The following is a 20435-nucleotide window of genomic DNA, read 5'->3' as shown; positions in this document are numbered from 1 at the left end:
CAAAGCCGATTCTTCATTCTGCCATGAAGTGTGAGATGCCGGAAAACGAGGAGCTAGGAACAAGGCAACTGGCACTACTACCAATTCTTTATTCTTTTATCCTCATTCTTCACTGCTTATTTATTCCCCCAGTACCCAGGTGTCTTTGCTGCCGCCGCCCTGGGAGGAGTTTACTACCAGCGAGCCTTCCTGCAAGGCTACCCGGGTCAGGCCACCCGGCACGATATCAATACCGCCGGGGCCGTACAGGGCAAAGGGGCGCAGATCGACGCGGCGGGGTTGGAGCACGCCATTGATGTAGCAAGGAGTAGACGACAGGCTGATGATGGGCTGGGCAATAAAGCTGCGCGGATCTTCCGTAATGGCTTCCCGGAACGTTTGCATCTGCTCCTCGGTGGCGCTGCTGCCAATGAGCATGCCGTACCCACCCGACTCGTTGGTGCGCTTAATCACCATCTTATCCATGCGTTCGAATACCATCTTTCGTTGGTCCGGGTCGCTCATCTGGTAGGTGGGCACCGTATTCAAAATGGGCTCCTCATTGAGGTAGTACCGAATCATTTCGGGCACGTAGGAGTACACCGCTTTGTCGTCGGCCACGCCGTTGCCCATGGCATTCACAATGGCCACGTTGCCTTTGCGGTAGGCCGCATAAATGCCGGGCACGCCCAGGGCACTGTCGGGCCGGAACACCAACGGGTCCAGAAACTCATCGTCGACGCGGCGGTAAATAACATCTACCTGCTTCAGGCCCTTCGTCGTCTTCATGAACACGTGGTGGTTGTGCACAATCAAGTCGCGGCCTTCCACCAGCTCAATGCCCATCAGGCGGGCCAGGGTAGTATGCTCGAAATAAGCCGAGTTGTAGATGCCCGGCGAGAGTAGCACCACCGTCGGGTCGCTGACGTGGCGGTTGCCCAGGGCCAGCAGGTTTCGGAACAGCAGATCGGGGTAGTCTTTTACCGGCTGCACGTTGCTTTTGGGCAGCAGATCGGGGAAGATGCGGGAGGTAATGCTGCGGTTTTCCAGCATATACGACACACCCGAAGGTGTACGCAGATTGTCCTCCAGCACGTAGAACTGCCCATCCGCATCCCGAATCAAATCGACGCCGGCAATGTGGGTGTAGATGTCGTAGGGCACCTCCACATTGATCATTTCCCGCAAAAACTGCGGGCAGGAGTAAATCAGCGTGGCCGGAATTACGCCATCCTTCACGATAAACTGCTGGTGGTAGATGTCCTTCAGGAAGATGTTCAGGGCCAGCAACCGCTGCTTAATACCGGCTTCAATGTGCTTCCACTCCTGGTGCTGAATAATGCGCGGAATGATGTCGAAAGGAAATATCTTCTCAATACCCTCGCCGCTATTATACACCGTGAACGTAATGCCCTGGCTCATGAACAGCTTCTTGGCCAGTTCATCCTTGCGGGTCATTTCGGTGCGGGGCAGGTTTTCGATGGCCGCCACAAAGCTGCGGTACTCGGGGCGTACCTGCTCGGCATGGAACATTTCGTCCCAAATGTTGGGCTGCTCCTGGTAAGTGTGTAGTAAGGAATTCTCCGTCATGGTGGGGTAGGCTAGAGCAGGGAGCTAGGAGGTAGTAAGAGGCACTCCTCGCACCTACGATGAAGAAATTATGAAGTTGTATTTTAATAATAAACCACGGGTTTCGTATTGCTTATTATCTCACATTCAATGCTAAAGGCTTCGCCAGAATATAAGGTAGGAAGCCCACGAGCTGAGCATCGTTTGCAGCCAAAAAATACGTAAACTGAGCAGTAGTAGAAGGTTTTCAGTTGAGCTTCGTTTCGCGTGCTACCGTTCTGCTTACCTATACTTGGGGTAAGGCAACTATTGCCTTGGTTGGAGGTGATTATAAATTTACTTAGATATAGGGAAAGCTTAATACAGGGTTCCAGATGCCCGTAATCTGCAAGCTAAACCAGAACCAATCTGCTACCCATGCGTTTGAGTGGGCTTGTTGCCACAGGCCTTGTGAGGTGCAGTGGGGTAGTGAAAAACCAGACGAGCGGCTATGAAACTCTTTAAGTGCACGCACTGCGGGCAGGTAGTCTATTTTGAAAATACGCAGTGCGAGCAGTGCCAGTATCCACTGGGCTTCGACGTGCCCTCGCAGCAGTTGGTGGCCCTGGAGCAGCAAGCCGAAGGGCAGCGCTTTACCCAGTACGGCCAGGGTACAAATACTACCTATACCTACTGCGCCAACCATACCCATAACGTATGCAACTGGCTGGTGCCTGCCAACAGCGGCAGCGAGTTTTGCTTGGCCTGCCAGCTTAACCGCACCATCCCGAAGCTGAGTGAGCCCGGCCACATAGCCCGCTGGCATAACCTGGAGCAAGCCAAGCATCGGTTGGTGTTCAGCTTACTCCAGCTGGGCCTGCCTGTCATCAGCAAAACCGAAAACGAGGAAACGGGCTTAGCCTTCGACTTTCTGGCCAACGAGCAAAAGCCCGAAGGAGAAAAAGTAATGACGGGCCACGACAATGGCCTCATCACCATCAACATTGCCGAGGCCGATTCCGTGGAACGCGAAATGGCGCGCAAGTCGATGGATGAGGTGTACCGCACGGTGCTGGGCCACTTCCGCCACGAGGTAGGCCACTACTACTGGGAGCGGCTTATTGAAAATACCCCCTGGATTGACGAGTACCGCCAGCTGTTTGGTGATGAGCAGGAAGATTACGGGGAGGCGCTGAAAAAGCACTACGACCAGGGCCCGCCCGCCGATTGGGCCGAGCACTACATCAGCGCCTACGCCACTACCCACTCCTGGGAAGACTGGGCCGAAACCTGGGCCCACTACCTCCACATCATGGATACGCTGCAAACGGCCTACGCTTTTGGGCTCAGCGTAAACCCCCTGCGCGCTACCGACGACCAGAACCTGGACGCGGCCATTACCACCGACCCTTACCACGTGGAGGATTTCAACCGCATTATGGAAATGTGGCTACCCCTCTCGTTTGCCATGAACAGCCTCAACCGCAGCATGGGTCAGCCCGATTCGTATCCGTTCATCATTGGGCCGGAGGTAGTGCATAAGCTGGCTTTCATCCACCGGGTGTGCCGACAGGCCAAAGCTGATGCGCTGAAGTCAGCTGCGTAACCGAGGCTATTGCTCCATCATTTCGGCCAGTAGCCCTTCCTTCAGGGCGTAGGCGGAGGTCTGAATGTGGGTGATGCCCGTCATGTTCAGCACAAAATCAATGAGCACGCTGGCTACCACCAACATATCGGCGCGCATGGGCAAGATGCCGGGCAGGGCTACCCGCTGCTCGTGGTTGAGGCTGAGTAGTTGCTGGTAGCTACGCCGGAAGCTTTCCAGGGTCAGCTCCGTGCGAGGGGGTAGCTCCGCTTCGGTGCGTAGCCGGCCCAGCTGCATATCGGCCAAGCTGTCGAAGCTGCCCGAGGCACCAACCAGGCCTACCGGCTGGTACTGCTGCACGGCCGCCGCCAGTGGGGCCAACATGGTTGTAAGGTATTCCTGTTCGGCGGCTACGGCTTCTGCCGGAAATACGCCGCTGGGGTCGGGGAAGAACTTATCCAACATGCGTTGGGCTCCAATCTCGAAGCTTTGCTTCCAGAAGATGGTAGTAGCATCGGCAAGGATGAACTCCACCGAGCCGCCGCCAATATCCATAATCAGGTGAGGCTGGTTGCCCAGCGGCACGGCCCACCGCACACCTTTGGCAATCAGCTCGGCTTCCCGCTCGCCCGGAATCACCTCCACCCGGATGCCGGTCTGCTCGAAGATGGCCTGCGCCAGGGCCGGGCCGTTGCGCGTTACGCGCATGGCGCTGGTGGCCGTGGCGCGCACTTCGGTTACTTGGTGCAGCTCAATTTCCTCTTTGAAGCCTACCAGCGTGTGCAAGGCCCGCTCAAAAGCCGCCGGAGCAATTTCGCCCTTACTGATACCACCTTCCCCCAGCCGCACGCCCACTTTGGTGCGCAGCAGCGTTACGGGCTGCTGGTGGCTTGGCTCGGGTAGCTCTACTATGAGCAGGTGAAAGGTATTCGTGCCCATATCAATCAGGGCCAGGCGGCGGTGGCGGGGCGAGTGCAGTGACACGGAAAGGGGAAAGAGGTGATAAACGGATTAGGAAACCTGTGACGGGTGCTGAGGCGACAAGAAAGCGGGCGGCAGGCAGCGAATAAGTATTTCCCTTTACCTCGTTTCTCCTCGCCTCGTTACTACGTCACGTTAGACAGCAAAACGGCAGAAGGTGCCTAGTGGCAGCTTGCGGGCTGCTTGGTCGTGCAAGTAAATCTCCCCGATTTCCCGGGTTTGGCGGGCCTGGGGAAAGATTTCGTGCACGAGGTTTTCCAGAATCAGGGCCGAGAAGCCCAGGGAATACAGGTTGATGAGGAAGAAATGGTCCTGCGGGTCCAGCAGCTCCTTGCAGAGCTTGAGCATCTCGTTCAGCTCGTCTTCCAGCTGCCACTTTTCGCCGTTGGGGCCGCGGCCGTAAGCGGGCGGGTCGAGGATGAGGCCCTGGTACTTGCTGCCACGCTTCACTTCACGCCGCACGTACTTCATGGCATCTTCCACCAGCCAGCGCACCCCATCCAGGTTGGAGGCTTCCATATTGTCGCGGGCCCAGAAGTTGACTTGCTTTACCGAGTCGAGGTGAGTCACGTCGGCGCCGGCGGCGCGGGCGGCCAGCGTAGCCGCTCCGGTGTAGGCAAAGAGGTTCAGCACCCGCGGCTGGGTAGCGCGGCGCTGGCGCGTCTGCTCATAAATGAACTGCCAGTTGGGGTCCTGCTCCGGAAACAGGCCCACGTGCTTGAACGACGACATGCCCAGACGGAACCGCAGCTTCAGCCCGCCCGGCCGCTCGTAGCCAATCACCCATTGCTCCGGCGTGCCGCCCTTAATTTTCCACTGCCCGCGTTCCTGACTGCCCTTCTCCCGGGTAAAAATGGCGTTGGCCCGCTGCCACTCCGAGGCGGGCAGGTGCGGGTCCCAGATGGCCTGGGGCTCGGGGCGAGACAAAATATGGTTGCCGAAGCGCTCCAGCTTTTCGAAGTTGCCGGCGTCGATCAGCTCGTAGTCGGCCCAGGGGCTGGTGGTGAGAAACGTGTACATAGAACTACCTTTACGCTGCCGGGTAGGGCAGGTGGGCAAAGGTACGGCATGGCGCAGTTTTGGGCGGTATCGTAGAAAGGGAAAGGACCGTAGCGCACAAGAACAAGACGATGAAGCAAACCGAACTACTACTAGATCAGCTCCGGCGCGCTTTCGACGGCGACGCCTGGGCTGGCCCTTCCCTGCAGGCTACCGTATCTGGCACTTCCGCCGCCCAGGCCGCCGCCCATCCGGTGGTCGGTGCACATAGTATCTGGGAAATTGTGCTGCACCTGGATACCTGGCTACAAATTGTGCGGCAGCGCCTGGAAACCAACCAACTCATCGGCCCCACCGACGAACAGAATTGGCCGCCGCTACCCCCAACCCCCGACGAAACCTCTTGGCAGCAAGCGCAAGCCCATCTGCACGCGGCGCATGAGCAGTTGCTGGGCGCGGTAGCGCGCCTCCAGGATACTGACCTTGACCGTTATCTGGAGGCCCAGCCCGAATATGCGGCCGGTACGCCGGGTACTTACTATGTGCTGCTACACGGGCTGGTGCAGCACAACTTATACCATGCCGGGCAAATAGCCTTGCTGCGGAAAGCATTTAGCTGATAATTGTGTTGCTGCTCTGCACTGGCGTGCGGTTCTGCGGCTGCCAATGGCCATCTTTGTCTTCTTACTTCTTGTTATGACTTCGCTTCCTTTTTACAAATACCAAGGCACTGGCAACGACTTCGTGATGGTGGACGACCGCGCCCATCAATTCGACGAGCATAACCACCAGCTGGTGCGCTTCCTCTGCGACCGTCGCCGCGGCATCGGGGCCGATGGCCTGATACTGTTGCGCCAGCATCCACAGTACGATTTCGAGATGGTGTACTTCAACGCCGATGGCTATGTAGGCTCCATGTGCGGCAACGGTGGCCGGTGTACCGTCGCCTTTGCCAAGCAGCTCGGAGTTATCCAGAACGAAACCCATTTCCTGGCCGCCGATGGCCCCCACGAGGCCCGCGTAGATGCGGACGGCACGGTGCACCTGCGCATGCAGGATGTAATCGGCCAGCAGGAGGTAGAAGAGTACGGCGTGTTTCTCGATACGGGCTCCCCTCACCTCGTGCGCTTTCTGCCCGCCAGCACCCTCGCCGAGCTGAACGTGTTTACCGAGGGCCGCACCTACCGCTACAACGAGCGGTTCCGGGAAAAGGGCACCAACGTCAACTTCGTAGAGGCGCCTGCTACCCCTGGCCAGCCCTGGCAAGTGCGGACGTATGAGCGGGGGGTAGAAGATGAAACCCTGAGCTGCGGCACCGGCGTGACAGCCGTAGCCCTGGCAGCTTCCCGGCGCGGTGCTAGCAGCCCCGTGCACCTACGCACGCCCGGTGGCGACCTGCGCGTGGCCTTCGAGGCCAAGCCCGATGGCTCTTTCACCAACGTATTCCTCAGCGGCCCCGCCACGCGCGTCTTCGACGGAAAAATACAGGTAGCGGATAGCACGAAATAAATTCTGCCTCCGAGTCTGAGCCGACTGCGGAGGAATAATGGCTTCCATCCAGCTTACCTACTATACCACAATACGGCCGCGGCTTAGACAGATGCGTATAGACTGCGGCCGTGTTGTGGTATAGTGGTTAACGCTGCCGGTCGCCGCCGGTGAAGTCCAGCATCCAGCCGGGGTACTCCGGCGCCAGCTTGCTGACTTCATCCAATTGCTGTAATTCCTCGGGGGTGAACTGTACATCTACAGCTTTCAGGTTGTCTTCCAGTTGGTCCATCTTCTTGGCCCCGATGATGACGCTGCTTACTACCGGCTGGTGCAACAGCCAGGCCAGGGCCAGCTGAGCTACCGTGGCGCCTTTGGCCTCGGCCATCGGGCGTAGCACATCAATAATGTCGAAGGCTTTTTCCTTGTCGACGGGCGGGAAGTCGAAGTTGACGCGGCGGGCGCCTTCCTCGTTCTGGTTTTCGCGGGTGAACTTACCACTCAGGAAACCGCCAGCCAGCGGGCTCCAGACCATCAGGCCTACCTTCTGATCCTGCAGTAAGGGCACCAACTCCCGTTCCAGGTCGCGGCCGGCAATGGTGTAGTACGCCTGCAACGACACATATTTTTCTACGTGGTTGTAGGTGGAGTAGCTCAGGGCCTTCATCAGCTGCCAGGCCGCCACGTTGCTGGCCCCGATGTAGCGCACTTTGCCGCTACGTACCAAATCGTCGAGGGCGCGCAGGGTTTCCTCCAAGGGCGTCAGCGGGTCGTAGCTGTGGGTTTGGTACAGGTCGATGTAATCGGTTTTCAGGCGGCGCAGGCTGTCGTCTACCTGCTGAAAGATGTGCTTGCGCGTGAGCCCGACATCATTAGGCCCTTCGCCCATCTTGCCGCGCACTTTGGTAGCCAGCACCACATCGTGCCGCGAAATGCCCAGATTGTGCAACGATTGGCCCGTCAGCTCCTCGGAAAGCCCTTCGGAGTACACATTGGCGGTGTCAATGAAGTTGATGCCCGCATCAATAGAGCGCTTCACCAGCTCATCAACGGCTTGCTGATCCAGGGAGCCAATGGCGGCGGCCCAGCCCCGGCCCCCAAATGTCATGGTGCCTAAGCACAGCTCCGATACTTTCAGTCCGGTATTTCCCAGCAGGTTGTATTTCATGTCGGCAAGAATAAATTGGATGTTACCTGCCTCAACTGACAATGCAGCTGAATGTTGAAGCAAAATTTGGCAGGCTTCCTTCTTTTATCATCCCGGCTCGTAGGTTTACGACCCCTCATTGCCCGCTCAACCCATGCTCCGCACCGACCTGATTTTCCTACGCCCTCTGGAAGCCGAAGATCTTGAGTTTCTGTATGCGTTAGAAAACGACCCGGAGGTGTGGGGCGTCTCCGACACGTTGGCGCCAGTGTCGCGGCACGTGTTGCGGCACTATCTGGATGCTGCGGCAGCCGATTTTTTTGAGGTCCGGCAGCTGCGGCTAGTTATTTGTGCAGCTAGTACCGGCCAGGCTGTAGGCGCTTTGGATATTTTTGGGTTTGAACCCTTGCACCAACGCGCGGGGGTAGGCATTACCATTTTGCGCGAATTCCGGCGACTAGGTTACGCCCACGCTGCTTTACAACTAGTAGTGCCTTATGCTCGTGAGGTGTTACGCTTGCATCAGATTTATTGTACTATTTCACTCGCAAATTATGCCAGCCTGGAATTGTTTGCGGGCGCCGGCTTCAGTAGGGTAGGGGTGCGCAAAGAATGGCTTCGCACCGCAGAAGGCTGGCAAGATGCCGTAGAAATGCAGAAAATTCTCGCTGCAGCTTACAATCCTCCATCTGTATAGTATAATGGGCTCGCTAAGCCCCCGCTAACCTCATCCATACCCTTTTTTTTTCCTAGGCGTATGAGGAGGAAACAGTAGGTAGCCATCTTGGTAGTCAGACGGGCTTCTGACCTACTGTTCTAACGTATTCTCCTGCTTCTATGTCGCTGTCTCCACCAGCGGAGCCGCCAGTGCGCGCCTCCGAATCATCACTCTCCTCTCAAACAGCTGCCCCTGCCGTAACACTACCCTACGCCCTGCCCGACCTCGTTTGTTTTGCCCATTTGCATTGGGACTTCGTGTGGCAGCGCCCTCAACACCTCATGTCGCGCTTTGCGCAGCACGGTCGGGTGTTCTACGTGGAAGAAGCTTTCTACCACGCCGATGATTTGATTGAGCCGCACATGGAAGTGAAAGAGCGGCAGCACGGCCTGAAAGTTCTGGTGGTGCACTTGCCCAACCGCCTGCGCCACGACGAGGCGGCCTCTGAACAAGCCCAGGCCGACGTACTGCGGCAGTATTTCGCCGAGCAGAAAATTGAAAAGTACATTTTCTGGTACTACACCCCCATGGCCATCGGTAAGTCGCGTGATTTTGCGCCTGCACTTACCATTTATGACTGCATGGATGAGTTGGCTGCTTTCAAGTTTGCGCCTCCTACTCTGCGCGAACGGGAGCAGGAGCTGTTCCGGAAAGCCGATTACGTATTTACTGGCGGCCACACCCTGTACGAAGCCAAGAGCCAGCAGCATTCCGATGCGCACCCCTTCCCGAGCAGCATCGACAAAGCGCACTTCGGACAAGCCCGCCAGCAAGCTCCAGACCCCGCCGACCAGGCCGGGATTCCGCATCCGCGCGTTGGATTCTTTGGGGTAGTAGATGAGCGCCTGGATATTGAACTCCTCCGTCAGCTCGCTGATGCGCACCCCGAGTGGCAGTTCGTGATAATTGGTCCGGTAGTGAAGATTGATCCGGCCCTGCTGCCCCGCCAGCAAAATATCCACTACCTCGGCAGCAAAGACTACCAGGAGCTGCCAGCCTACCTGCGCGGCTGGGATGTGGCTACCCTGCTGTTCGCCGACAACGAAAGCACCAAGTTCATTTCGCCCACCAAAACCCCGGAGTACTTGGCTGCCGGCCGACCCGTAGTAAGCACGCCCATCCGCGACGTGGTGCGCCCCTACGGCGACCTGAACCTAGTGCACATTGCCGCCACCGCCGAAGAATTCGGTAGGGGCATCGAAAAAGCATTGCTGCAACACCAGGATGCCGATTGGCGTCGGCGCACCGATGAGTACTTGGCTACCATCAGCTGGGACCAGACGTGGGAGCAAATGGTGGCTCTCATGCAAAAGAAGCTGACTGCTTCTTCGCAATCTACTCAGGCTTCCAGTTCAGCCCTGGCGTAACGCCCCGCCCTGCCTTGCGTATTTTCCTCGCTCCCCCCATCCAATACTGCCCGTTCTTCCCCCTCATTCTTCTCCTAAAAAACTCCGCTTAGCTATGTTCGATTATCTCATCGTCGGAGCCGGATTTGCCGGCAGTGTATTGGCCGAGCGGCTCGCTACGCGCTCCAATAAGAAAGTTCTCATCGTAGATAAGCGCAGCCACATTGCGGGCAACGCCTACGACCACTACAACGAGGAAGGCATTCTGGTCCACAAATACGGTCCGCACATCTTCCATACTAACTCGAAGGACGTTTTCGAGTACCTATCTAACTTCACCGATTGGCGCCCCTATGAGCACCGCGTGTTGGCTTCCGTAGATGGCCAACTGGTGCCCATGCCCATCAACCTCGATACAATCAACAAGCTCTATGGCCTCTCGCTTAACAGCTTTGAGGTAGAGCAATTCTTTGAGTCGGTGGCCGAGCAAGTACCGGTTATCAAAACCTCGGAAGACGTAGTAGTAAGCAAAGTAGGCCGCGAGCTGTACGAGAAGTTTTTCCGCAACTACACCCGCAAGCAGTGGGGCATGGACCCCTCGGAGCTGGACAAGTCGGTAACGAGCCGCGTACCTACCCGCACCAACCGCGACGACCGGTATTTCACCGATACCTACCAGGCCATGCCGCTGCACGGCTACACCCGCATGTTTGAGCGCATGCTGGACCACCCGAACATTAAGGTGATGCTCAACACCGACTACCACGACATTGTGGACTTCATTCCCTTCAAGGAAATGATTTTCACGGGTCCGGTGGATGAGTACTTCGACTTCAAGTATGGCAAGCTGCCCTACCGTTCCCTGGAGTTCAAGCACGAAACCCTGAACCAGGAAAACTACCTGGCGGCTCCGGTAGTAAACTACCCCAACGACAACCTGTACACGCGCATCACGGAGTTTAAAGCCCTTACCGGCCAGAAGCACCCGAAAACCAGCATCGTGTACGAGTATCCGAAGGCCGAAGGGGACCCCTACTACCCCGTGCCGCGCCTCGAAAACGCCGAGCTGTACAACCAGTACAAGAAGCTGGCCGACGAAACGCCTAACGTACACTTCGTAGGCCGCCTGGCTACTTACAAGTACTACAACATGGACCAGGTAGTAGCGCAGGCCCTGACGCTGTACAAGAAGCTCACGGAGAAAACCGAAGAAGCACAGAAGTCCAGCAAGCCTACCATCATCGGCTCGACTTCCATCATGGAAAAACTGGTTCCCCGCGACCCGGCTAAAGAATAGTTTGCTGTAACACTGGCTGTTTAGAGTCTGTCACTCTGAACTGGTAGCAGGAAGTTTCAGGGTATAGATGCCACTTGGCTGATACCTGCAGAGCCTTCTGCTACCAGATCAGGGTGACAGAACTGTTTTTGGATTGGGGTAACTCAACATTGGTAGCACCGTCCGGGTAGCCGTAAATGCACTAGAGAATGGAAAAAGTAGAAGTGTGGGGTGGGATAGAGTGTACCATTCGGCGAGTTGGCAACGGGTATTCAGATCAGCTCGTGAGCAGTGGGCACCGTACCCGAATTGAGGATCTGGACCAGATTGCCGAGCTAGGCATCCGGAAGCTGCGCTACCCCATTCTGTGGGAGCAAGTAGCCCCCGAAAGCCTGGACAACCCCGACTGGTCCTGGACCGATGAGCGGATGGCCCGCCTGCAGGAGCTGGGCATCGACCCTATCGTCACGCTGCTGCACCACGGCAGCGGCCCTCATTACACAGCCCTGCACAAAAAAAACTTCGTCCCGGGGCTGGCCCGCTTCGCCGGCATGGTCGCCGAACGCTACCCTTGGATTAAGCACTACACGCCCGTTAATGAGCCCCTGACCACGGCGCGTTTCAGCGGCTTGTACGGTATCTGGTATCCGCACGCCCTCGACGATAAAACGTTTGTGCGCATCCAGCTGAATCATATCAAGGGAGTGAAGGAAGCCATGAAGGCCATCCGGCAGGTAACCCCCGACGCTCAGCTGGTACAAACCGAGGACTTAGGCAAAACGCACTGCACACCGAAGCTGCAAGACCAGGCCGAGTACGAAAACAACCGCCGCTGGCTCACCTTCGACCTACTCTGTGGTCGTATTGATGCCGCCCATCCGTTGTGGGACTACTTGCGCAAAAACGGCGCTTCCAAGGCCGAGCTTCTGGAACTGGTACACGATCCGCTACCCCCCGACATCCTTGGTATCAACCACTACATCACCAGTGAGCGGTTTCTGGATGAGAACCACCAGTACTTTCCCGCCCATCATCTGGCCCACAGCGAGGCCCGGGTGGAGTACGCCGATGTGGAGGCCGTGCGAGTACGCCTGGTAAAAATGACTGGCCTGCACGACCTGCTCCTGGAAGCCTGGGAGCGGTACCAAATTCCAATTGCCATTACAGAAGTACACCTCGACTGTACCCGGGAGGAGCAGATGCGTTGGGTAAAGTACGCCTGGGATACGGCCAATCAGCTGAAAGAAGAGGGCATTGACTTGCGCGCCATTACCATCTGGTCGTTGCTGGGCGCTTATGATTGGAACACGCTACTGACGCAGGAAGGAGCATTTTACGAGAGCGGGGTATTTGATATGCGTGGAGGGAAGCCCCGCCCTACGGCTCTCTTCAAAATGGTCAAAAGCCTTGCTACAGAAGGTCACTACCATCATCCGTTGCTTCAGAATAAAGGGTGGTGGGAGCGAGACGACCGTTTTCTCTACCATCACCATTGTCCTACTTCCAAGACTTCCTAGACTATGCAAATTCTTGACCTCCATGACCCGACTGCGGGGCTGGCTCTCCCCCCGGTGCAGCCTCTCTTGATTACGGGAGCCAACGGTACGCTCGGCCGGGCTTTTCAGCGCCTCTGCGCTGTTCGCGGCATCGATTTCGTGGCTCTGAGCCGTGATGAGCTGAATATTGCCGATCCGCTTTCCGTTGAAAAAGCCTTGTCGCAGCACAACCCCTGGGCCGTAGTAAACACGGCGGGCTACGTGCGGGTAGATGAAGCCGAACAGGATTTCAAGCGCTGCTACCGCGAAAACACGACCGGGCCCACCGTTCTGGCCGCCGCCTGTGCCTACCGCGACATCCACTTTCTCACGTTTTCTTCCGATTTAGTTTTCGACGGCAACAAATCGGTAGCCTATGTAGAAAGCGACACGCCTTGCCCCCTGAACGTGTATGGTAACAGCAAGCGCCTCGCTGAGCGCGACGTGCTGCTGCACATGCCTCAGGCCCTGGTAGTGCGTACCAGCGCATTTTTCAGCCCCTGGGACGAATACAACTTCGTGTATTCCGCCCTGCGCGCAGCCCACGGCAAACAGCAATTTGAAGCAGCCGACGATGTACTTATCTCGCCGACCTACGTGCCCGACCTGGTAAACGTCGCCCTCGATTTGCTTATTGATGAAGAGCGCGGCGTGTGGCACCTTGCCAACCAAGGCGCCTATACCTGGGCCGACCTAGCCCGCCTAGTTGCCGATATGGCCAGCCTCGATACCTCGTTTGTAGTGCCCCGGTCTATGCAGGCGTTTGGCTTAGCGGCTGCCCGGCCCCTCTACAGCGTGCTAGGAAGTAAGCAAGGCAACCTGCTACCCTCCGCCGAGGAGCGCCTACACACATGCGTCTCGCAAATGATGCCAGCCATTACGGCTTCTTCCGAAGAGCATATGGCCGTAGCATCGTAGCCAGTATGCCCTTAGCGCTACCCTAATTTCACCCTCCCGTTCCTACCTATTCCTTTCGTTGAAACCCCACCTTCCTGACCAGGACAGTGGGGTTTCGCCGTTTACTGGGGGTAAAGCAGCATGGCTTACCGCTTTGCTACCTCCACGCGCACTTGTGCTGGCTATATAGCAAAGGGTGAAGGCGTTTGATAAGTAAGAAAATAGTGTCATAGTAAGTTGTATATCAAATGTTTATAGGAGGTTGTGGGTAATTTGTAAAGTCTAGCAGTAGCCCTTTTCGGTTAGGCGATAGGGTAGGAGAAAGGTAGGTTGCTTCCCTATTCAACTCCTGATGATGATACCCGCCTTCTCCCGTTTCTGTCTTGCAGCAGCCATAGGGGCGCTGCTCAGCTCCTGTCAAAAAGATGAAGGCCCGACGCTGGTCGATGGCCAGGTTATCGAAATGCGCACCGAGCGGCCGGTGCCCTATGCTTGGGTAGAAGTTTATGCTCAGTCGGGCAGTGGGCTGCACTCCGGGTACTCGGCCAGTACAGCGCCGCGGCAAGCCGATGCTACCGGCCGTTTCCATTTTCAGTTCGAGGCGGAGGCTGGCACCTCGTATGTATTAAAAGCTTATTCCGATGCCGGGCACGGTTCGCATTGGGGGGAGGAGCCCTACCTGAAAAAAGGCCGCAAGAACCAAAATCTGCGGTTGGGGGTAGCGGCTCCGGCCTGGCTCAAGATCCGGGTGGAACAGAAGGCTGGGCGTGTACCCGATGCTATCTACGCCTGGGGCCCCTGGCGCGACCAAGGCTATATCTCCAGCCTGGACCTACGCCCGAAGGATTACGGCGCCGTCACTTACCACGTCATGGATTCAACCATCCCGGAAAGTGGTCTGGTAGTACACTGGGATGCGAACTTCGGAGGAAAGGTGGTGCGTCATGAGAAGGCCTTTTCCGTGCAGCCTCTCGACACAACCGAGGTAGTCCTGACGTATTAGCTGCCTCTACGTGCAGTTCGGCGAGGGGTAGGAGAAAATGAACGACAACACTCCTAGGCTAACTCCTGCACAGCAGTGGCATAGAGACCCTGGAAAAGCACCCGGTTATCGGGCTGATAGTGGCTTCGGGGCCTTGGCGGAAATGCCGGATCAAAAAGACTGGCCCGGGCAGGTACGGGCGCTGACTATTGTCACGTTGGGCGAATTACAGCTTAAAATCAGTTGCTGAACTAAACAGCCGCGGCCTTCTCCGTGTTAGCCAGCTAAAGCTCTGCAACCTGAAAGAGCCATAAACCTTCGTCCCATGTCCATCACCTCTCAAGCCGACTTAGCCGGCCTTCAGCGCATTAGCGCCGCCGTAGGCACCACTCTGAAACAAATGCGCGAGTATGCCCAACCGGGTATGACGACTAAAGAGATAGACGACTATGGCGGACGGATACTGGCTGCGCTAGGTGCTAACTCGGCCCCGCGGCTTACCTATGGGTTTCCGGGCTGGACGTGCATCAGCGTGAATAATGAAGTGGCGCACGGCATTCCCTCGGCCCGCAAGGTGCTGCAGCAGGGCGACCTGGTGAACATCGACGTATCGGCGGAGCTGGACGGCTACTGGGCGGATAATGGCGGCTCCTTCGTGCTGGGGGCTGATATTCATAATCATCAGCCGCTGGTTGACGCTTCCCGGCAGATCCTGCGCACCGCCCTCAGCCGCATTCGCGGCGGCGTACGCATAGCCGACATCGGCGGGCTAATCGAAACGGAAGCGCGAAAAGCAGGTTTTCGGGTTATCAAGAACCTGGTAGGTCACGGTATTGGCCGCAGCCTGCACGAGGAGCCCAGCGAAATACCCTGCTACTACGACCGGTACAACCTGAAGCGCTTCAAGAAGAACTCGGTGGTAGCGGTAGAAACGTTTATTTCCACTCGTGCCACGCTGGCCCATCAGCTCAACGACGGCTGGACGCTAGCCACCAAAGATGGCAGCTTCGTAGCCCAGCACGAACACACCATTGTCATCACGGACGATAAGCCTCTCATTCTGACGGAGGCGAACAGCATTTGGGAGTAGATAGCCCTACCCACTAGCTCTCAAGCACTCCGCAAGGTAAGCTAGCTAGAAAAAGATGCAGGCAACAGATAGGGTCCAGCTAATAGCTCCCTGACCCCTGAGGGTGAGCTATTAGCTGGACCCTGACCAAGAAACGCTGCTGAAAGTCGCGCCGCGTGTATTTTGCGCTGGAATACTCTTTCGCAATGCAGAATAATTTCGACGCTGTACGCCTTGGGCTGGCCCTCACGGTTGTGTTGTGCCACCTGGCGGTGCTGTCGGCGCTACCAGCATTCCAGCCTTTCCTGACGGTTTTATCGGCTGATTTTGCGGTGAAAGGCTTCTTCGTAATAAGTGGCTGCTTGGTAACCCGCAGCTACCTGACCAGTGCTACCGGTTGGGAGTATGCCGAGAAACGGGCCCGGCGTATCTATCCGGCCTACCTCGTAACCATTGGCCTGGCTTGGGCAGTGGGGCTAGTGGCTACCAGGCTCTCACCAGCCGACTACCTGCGTCACCCGGCCAGCTACCGCTATCTGGCCGCCAATGCGGGTTTTCTCAATTTCTTGCAGCCTACCTTGCCAGGCACGTTCGAGCAGCACCCGGTTTCCGTGCTGAACGGTTCCCTCTGGACCATTAAGGTTGAGCTGTGCTTGTACTGCTGCGTGCCCATACTGGTGTGGCTATTTCGGCGCGTGGGTGCTTACCCAGCCGTTGCGTTGGCATACGGCGGCGCCCTGCTCTGGAGTTGGTTGCTACCCCAGGTGCCAGGCTTAAGCCCTCAGATGGTAACGGAGCTGGCCCGGCAGTTTCCGGGCATGCTGCATTTCTTTGCCCTGGGAGCGTTGTTTACATTCAAAGAGCGCCAGCTAGGTCCTTGGCTGGGTTGGGTTGCACTTGCCTCGGGAGTGGCCTTTCTGGTAGTGCGCCACCACGCCTTGCGCGAGGTAGTAGAGCCCCTATACTACGCGGCGGCGGTGCTGTATCTGGCTACCCGCCTGCCGGTGCAACTGCCCGTAGGCCAGTGGGGTGATGTATCGTACGGTACTTATTTGGTGCACTTTCCGCTTATTCAGTTGTTCATCTACTGGGGCATTTTCGAGCACCAGCCCTGGGTAGGCTTGGTGGGCTTGTTGCTCACGGTGCTCACGGTAGCATTTCTGCTGTGGCACGCAGTAGAAAAGCGCTGGTTGAAGCGCAGCTCGCACTACGTGGCCCGCCCCGGACGGGGGTAAGCCCTTCGAAAGGGTAGTAGCCACCAAACCACAGAGGCTAAGGCTGGGGCAGCTTGCTACAAGTGCAAGGGAACCAGCCAGATTGTCTGTTCATTATGATATGGGGCGATTTTGGTTAGAAATCCTGTAAATTTGGGATGCGCCCCGGCGTTTCAATTAAGGTAAACCAGCATGTTTGATTTTCTAGGGAAAACCGTCGCCAAGATTTTCGGGACCAAGTCGGACCGGGATTTGAAGGAGATTGTTCCGTACGTGGCGCTTATCAACGCCGAATATGCCAACTTGGCACAACTCAGCGACGATGAGCTGCGTGCCCGTACCGACGAGGTTCGGGCCCGGATCGACGCTCACCTGAAAGCCATTGACGACCAGATTGCCGCCCTGCACCAGCGCGTAAACGAGGATGCCTCGCTCGACGCTATTCAGAAGGAGCAGCTGTTCGATCAGATCGATACCCTGGAAAAGCAGCGCAACAAGGAGCTGGAGGTAGTGCTCATGCAGGTGCTGCCCCTGGCATTTGCCATTGCCAAGGAAACCGCCCGCCGCTACACCGAAAACAAGCAGCTGGTCGTTACCGCCACCGATTACGACCGGGAGTACGCCCGCCGCAAGCCCAACGTGCGCATCGAGGGCGACAAAGCCATTTGGAGCAACAAGTGGATTGCCGCCGGCGCTGAGGTAACCTGGGAAATGGTGCACTACGATGTGCAGCTCATTGGGGGGGTAGTACTGCACCAGGGAAAAATTGCCGAAATGGCCACGGGTGAGGGTAAAACGCTGGTATCTACCCTGCCGGCTTTCCTGAACGCGCTGGCTCGCCGCGGGGTGCACGTCGTAACCGTGAACGACTACCTGGCCAAGCGTGACTCGGAGTGGAACGCGCCCCTGTTCGAGTTCCACAAGATTACTGTCGACTGCATTGACAAGCACCAGCCGAACACGGATGCCCGCCGCCAGGCTTACTTGGCCGACATTACCTACGGCACCAACAACGAGTTCGGCTTCGACTACCTGCGCGACAACATGGCCCGCGACCCCCAGGAGCTGGTGCAGCGCCGCCACCACTACGCCATGGTCGACGAAGTGGACTCTGTATTGATTGACGATGCCCGGACTCCGCTCATCATCTCCGGCCCGGTGCCGCGCGGTGATGTGCACGAGTTCTACCAGCTCAAGCCCCGGATTCAGATGCTGGTGGACGCGCAGAAAAAGCAGGTGCAGCAGTACCTCGTCGATGCGCGGCGTCTGATCAAGGAAGGCAATGATGGCGCGAAAGAAGGAGAGGGTGGACTGGCCCTGTTCCGTGCTTACCGTGGCCTGCCCAAGAGCAAGCCGCTCATCAAGTTTCTCTCGGAAACCGGCATGCGCGCCGTGCTGCAAAAGACGGAGAACTACTACCTGCAGGACAATCAGCGCCAGATGCCCAAGGCCGATGAGCCGTTGTTCTTCACCATTGATGAGAAGAACAACCAAATCGAGCTGACGGAAAAAGGCATCGACCTGATTACTGGCCAGGGCGAAGACCATAGCTTCTTCATCATGCCCGACATCGGCACCGAGCTGGCCAACATCGAGAAAGATGCTAGCCTGAGCGGGGAGGAAAAGCTGCACATCAAGGAGAAGCTTATGGACGACTTCCAAGTGAAGTCGGAGCGCATCCACACCATCAACCAGCTACTGAAAGCCTACACCCTCTTCGAAAAGGATGACCAGTACATCCTCACCGACGACGGCAAGGTGAAGATTGTGGACGAGCAGACCGGCCGCGTAATGGAAGGTCGTCGCTACTCCGACGGGTTGCACCAGGCTATTGAGGCCAAGGAAAATGTGCGCGTGGAAGACGCCACCCAAACCTACGCTACGGTAACCCTGCAGAACTACTTTCGCATGTACCACAAGCTGGGCGGCATGACGGGTACGGCTGAAACCGAAGCCGGCGAGTTCTGGGAAATCTATAAGCTCGACGTGGTAGTAATTCCTACCAACCGCGGCATTGCCCGCAAAGACGAGCACGACAAAGTGTACAAGACGGTTCGGGAGAAGTACAACGCGGTGGCCGAGGAAATCCAGACGTTGGTACAAGCCGGCCGCCCGGTGCTAGTGGGTACTACCTCCGTGGAAATTTCGGAGCTGGTAAGCCGCATGCTGAAGCTGCGCGGCATTCCGCACCAAGTGCTCAATGCCAAGCAAAACCAGCGCGAAGCAGAAATTGTAGCTGCTGCCGGCTACCCTGGTACCGTAACCATTGCCACTAACATGGCTGGTCGGGGAACTGACATTAAGCTGCGGGGCACGGCGAAAGAATCGGGTGGCCTGGCCATCATCGGTACGGAGCGCCACGAAAGCCGCCGCGTCGACCGCCAGCTACGGGGTCGTGCCGGCCGCCAGGGCGACCCAGGCTCTTCGCAGTTCTTTGTGAGCCTGGAAGACAACCTGATGCGCTTGTTCGGTTCGGACCGCATTGCCAAGCTTATGGACCGTATGGGTTTGGAAGAAGGCGAGGTAATTCAGCACTCGATGATTACTTCCTCGATTGAGCGCGCGCAGAAGAAAGTAGAAGAAAATAACTTCGGCATCCGCAAGCGCCTGCTGGAGTACGACGACGTGATGAACGCCCAGCGCGAGGTAGTGTACAAGCGCCGCCGCAACGCTTTGCACGGCGAGCGTCTGGAACTGGACATCTGGAACATGATCTATGACGTCTGCGAGGATATTGTAATCGGCCACAAAGGCAACAACGACTTCGAGGACTTCAAGCTGGCCATCATTCGCGTATTTGGCTACGATACCCACCTGACGGCCCAGGACTTGGCGGGCATGCAACCCGGCCCCCTGACGCAGAAGCTTTACGACGAGGCCCTCGGCTACTACCACAGCAAAAACGACTTCATTGCCGGCAACTCCCTGCCGCTGATCAATGATTTGCTGAGCCAGAACTCGCCCTACGAGAACATTGCCATTCCGTTCACCGATGGCCGCAAGCAGATTCAGGCTGTAGCCAACCTGCGCCGCGCCCAGGCTACCGGTGGCCACGATGTAATTCGGGGCATGGAGAAAGTAGTGGTGCTGTCGGTTATCGATGAGGCCTGGACCAAGCACTTGCGCGCCATGGACGACCTGAAGCAGGTAGTACAGAACGCCGTATACGAGCAGAAAGACCCGCTGCTGGTGTACAAGTTCGAGTCGTTTGAGCTGTTCAAGCAGATGATCAGCAAGGTAAACGAGGACACCATTCAGTTCCTGTTTCGCGCCGACGTGCCCATGCAGCCCGGCCAGGATGGCTACGACGAGCCCGAGTACTTCACTGAAGACGAACTGCCCGTAGCGCCGCCCCAGCCCAAGCTGAAAGCCGAGAAGGAAGTATCGTCGGTGTCGCTCGGCGCTGGCCCCGAGGACCTGGAGCAGGACGGTGCTCAGGTACTGGAAAAGCAGCAGCCGGCTAAGTCGCAGAAAGTGGCTAACCGTAACGAGAAAGTAAGCGTGCAGTACATGGATGGCCGCATCGTGCGGGACGTGAAGTTTAAGCAGGTAGAAGACGACCTGCTGAACGACCGGGCCGTGCTGATCGACTAAATTTCAGAAAGTAAATAGCGTACGGGCCGCGTTTCCAGTTGGAAGCGCGGCCCGTTTGTTGTAGCATGCGGGATACT

Annotated in this window: 16 protein-coding genes; 12 read left to right on the top strand and 4 right to left on the bottom strand. The window is 57.1% G+C overall.

The annotated features are described in order from the left end of the window. Positions 1-120 precede the first annotated feature (120 nt). Positions 121-1569, bottom strand: coding sequence for a circularly permuted type 2 ATP-grasp protein (locus tag K3G63_RS12010; protein WP_220614366.1), 1449 nt, complete (start codon positions 1567-1569; stop codon positions 121-123). Between the two features lie 469 nt (positions 1570-2038). Between K3G63_RS12010 and K3G63_RS12005 the strand changes: the two genes are divergently transcribed. Beyond that, on the top strand, positions 2039-3133 hold the full coding sequence (locus K3G63_RS12005; protein ID WP_220614365.1) for a putative zinc-binding metallopeptidase: 1095 nt from the start codon (positions 2039-2041) through the stop codon (positions 3131-3133). A gap of 6 nt (positions 3134-3139) precedes the next feature. Here the strand turns inward: K3G63_RS12005 and K3G63_RS12000 are convergent, their stop codons facing one another. Then, positions 3140-4096 (bottom strand): phosphatase, encoded by a 957-nt coding sequence (locus tag K3G63_RS12000; RefSeq protein ID WP_310794582.1) that lies wholly within the window; start codon positions 4094-4096, stop codon positions 3140-3142. A 132-nt stretch (positions 4097-4228) separates the two neighbouring features. After that, positions 4229-5113: a class I SAM-dependent methyltransferase gene (locus tag K3G63_RS11995; RefSeq protein ID WP_220614364.1), complete on the bottom strand. Its 885-nt coding sequence runs from the start codon at positions 5111-5113 to the stop codon at positions 4229-4231. A gap of 110 nt (positions 5114-5223) precedes the next feature. Here K3G63_RS11995 and K3G63_RS11990 point away from each other — a divergent pair, with 110 nt between their 5' ends. Continuing rightward, complete coding sequence (locus K3G63_RS11990; protein WP_220614363.1) at positions 5224-5712, top strand: DinB family protein; 489 nt, start codon at positions 5224-5226, stop codon at positions 5710-5712. Between the two features lie 76 nt (positions 5713-5788). After that, the gene (gene dapF, locus K3G63_RS11985; protein WP_220614362.1) at positions 5789-6601 is read left to right on the top strand and encodes a diaminopimelate epimerase; all 813 of its coding nucleotides are present in this window, start codon (positions 5789-5791) and stop codon (positions 6599-6601) included. A gap of 127 nt (positions 6602-6728) precedes the next feature. Here the strand turns inward: dapF and K3G63_RS11980 are convergent, their stop codons facing one another. Continuing rightward, the gene (locus K3G63_RS11980; RefSeq protein WP_220614361.1) at positions 6729-7748 is read right to left on the bottom strand and encodes an aldo/keto reductase; all 1020 of its coding nucleotides are present in this window, start codon (positions 7746-7748) and stop codon (positions 6729-6731) included. Between the two features lie 133 nt (positions 7749-7881). On the opposite strand from K3G63_RS11980, the gene K3G63_RS11975 reads away from it, so the two are divergent. From K3G63_RS11975 to secA, 9 genes are all read left to right on the top strand, one after another. Further along, positions 7882-8424 carry a GNAT family N-acetyltransferase gene (locus K3G63_RS11975; RefSeq protein WP_220614360.1) on the top strand — a complete coding sequence of 181 codons (543 nt, stop codon included), beginning with the start codon at positions 7882-7884 and terminating at the stop codon, positions 8422-8424. Between the two features lie 140 nt (positions 8425-8564). Further along, positions 8565-9812 (top strand): glycosyltransferase family 1 protein, encoded by a 1248-nt coding sequence (locus tag K3G63_RS11970; protein WP_220614359.1) that lies wholly within the window; start codon positions 8565-8567, stop codon positions 9810-9812. A gap of 94 nt (positions 9813-9906) precedes the next feature. Further along, positions 9907-11088 carry a UDP-galactopyranose mutase gene (glf, locus tag K3G63_RS11965; protein WP_220614358.1) on the top strand — a complete coding sequence of 394 codons (1182 nt, stop codon included), beginning with the start codon at positions 9907-9909 and terminating at the stop codon, positions 11086-11088. Positions 11089-11276: 188 nt separating this feature from the next. Beyond that, a complete protein-coding gene (locus K3G63_RS22840) occupies positions 11277-12584 on the top strand; it encodes a family 1 glycosylhydrolase (protein WP_259404430.1) in 1308 nt (435 codons plus the stop codon). A 3-nt stretch (positions 12585-12587) separates the two neighbouring features. Then, entirely contained in the window at positions 12588-13520 is a 933-nt protein-coding gene (locus tag K3G63_RS22835) for an SDR family oxidoreductase (RefSeq protein ID WP_259404429.1), read from the top strand. A gap of 331 nt (positions 13521-13851) precedes the next feature. Beyond that, on the top strand, positions 13852-14502 hold the full coding sequence (locus tag K3G63_RS11955; protein WP_220614357.1) for a hypothetical protein: 651 nt from the start codon (positions 13852-13854) through the stop codon (positions 14500-14502). 304 nt (positions 14503-14806) lie between these two features. After that, a complete protein-coding gene (gene map / locus K3G63_RS11950; RefSeq protein ID WP_220614356.1) occupies positions 14807-15571 on the top strand; it encodes a type I methionyl aminopeptidase in 765 nt (254 codons plus the stop codon). A 185-nt stretch (positions 15572-15756) separates the two neighbouring features. Beyond that, positions 15757-16785: an acyltransferase gene (locus tag K3G63_RS11945; RefSeq protein ID WP_220614355.1), complete on the top strand. Its 1029-nt coding sequence runs from the start codon at positions 15757-15759 to the stop codon at positions 16783-16785. A gap of 171 nt (positions 16786-16956) precedes the next feature. Next, complete coding sequence (gene secA / locus K3G63_RS11940) at positions 16957-20358, top strand: preprotein translocase subunit SecA (protein WP_220614354.1); 3402 nt, start codon at positions 16957-16959, stop codon at positions 20356-20358. The last annotated feature ends 77 nt before the right edge of the window (positions 20359-20435 follow it).

Origin of the sequence: Hymenobacter sp. HSC-4F20 (assembly GCF_019599275.1) — a bacterium.
In the GTDB taxonomy this organism is placed as follows: Bacteria; Bacteroidota; Bacteroidia; order Cytophagales; family Hymenobacteraceae; genus Hymenobacter.
Note: the sequence above shows the minus strand (reverse complement) of the source record. Positions and strands in the feature narration are given on the sequence as shown.

Bases quoted from the DNA above. Each gene is read 5' to 3' on its own strand.
- K3G63_RS12010 (WP_220614366.1), bottom strand. From the start codon at position 1,569: ATGACGGAGAATTCCTTACTACACACTTACCAGGAGCAGCCCAACATT.
- K3G63_RS12005 (WP_220614365.1), top strand. From the start codon at position 2,039: ATGAAACTCTTTAAGTGCACGCACTGCGGGCAGGTAGTCTATTTTGAA.
- K3G63_RS11995 (WP_220614364.1), bottom strand. From the start codon at position 5,113: ATGTACACGTTTCTCACCACCAGCCCCTGGGCCGACTACGAGCTGATC.
- K3G63_RS11990 (WP_220614363.1), top strand. From the start codon at position 5,224: ATGAAGCAAACCGAACTACTACTAGATCAGCTCCGGCGCGCTTTCGAC.
- dapF (WP_220614362.1), top strand. From the start codon at position 5,789: ATGACTTCGCTTCCTTTTTACAAATACCAAGGCACTGGCAACGACTTC.
- K3G63_RS11980 (WP_220614361.1), bottom strand. From the start codon at position 7,748: ATGAAATACAACCTGCTGGGAAATACCGGACTGAAAGTATCGGAGCTG.
- K3G63_RS11975 (WP_220614360.1), top strand. From the start codon at position 7,882: ATGCTCCGCACCGACCTGATTTTCCTACGCCCTCTGGAAGCCGAAGAT.
- K3G63_RS11970 (WP_220614359.1), top strand. From the start codon at position 8,565: ATGTCGCTGTCTCCACCAGCGGAGCCGCCAGTGCGCGCCTCCGAATCA.
- glf (WP_220614358.1), top strand. From the start codon at position 9,907: ATGTTCGATTATCTCATCGTCGGAGCCGGATTTGCCGGCAGTGTATTG.
- K3G63_RS22840 (WP_259404430.1), top strand. From the start codon at position 11,277: ATGGAAAAAGTAGAAGTGTGGGGTGGGATAGAGTGTACCATTCGGCGA.
- K3G63_RS22835 (WP_259404429.1), top strand. From the start codon at position 12,588: ATGCAAATTCTTGACCTCCATGACCCGACTGCGGGGCTGGCTCTCCCC.
- K3G63_RS11955 (WP_220614357.1), top strand. From the start codon at position 13,852: ATGATGATACCCGCCTTCTCCCGTTTCTGTCTTGCAGCAGCCATAGGG.
- map (WP_220614356.1), top strand. From the start codon at position 14,807: ATGTCCATCACCTCTCAAGCCGACTTAGCCGGCCTTCAGCGCATTAGC.
- K3G63_RS11945 (WP_220614355.1), top strand. From the start codon at position 15,757: ATGCAGAATAATTTCGACGCTGTACGCCTTGGGCTGGCCCTCACGGTT.
- secA (WP_220614354.1), top strand. From the start codon at position 16,957: ATGTTTGATTTTCTAGGGAAAACCGTCGCCAAGATTTTCGGGACCAAG.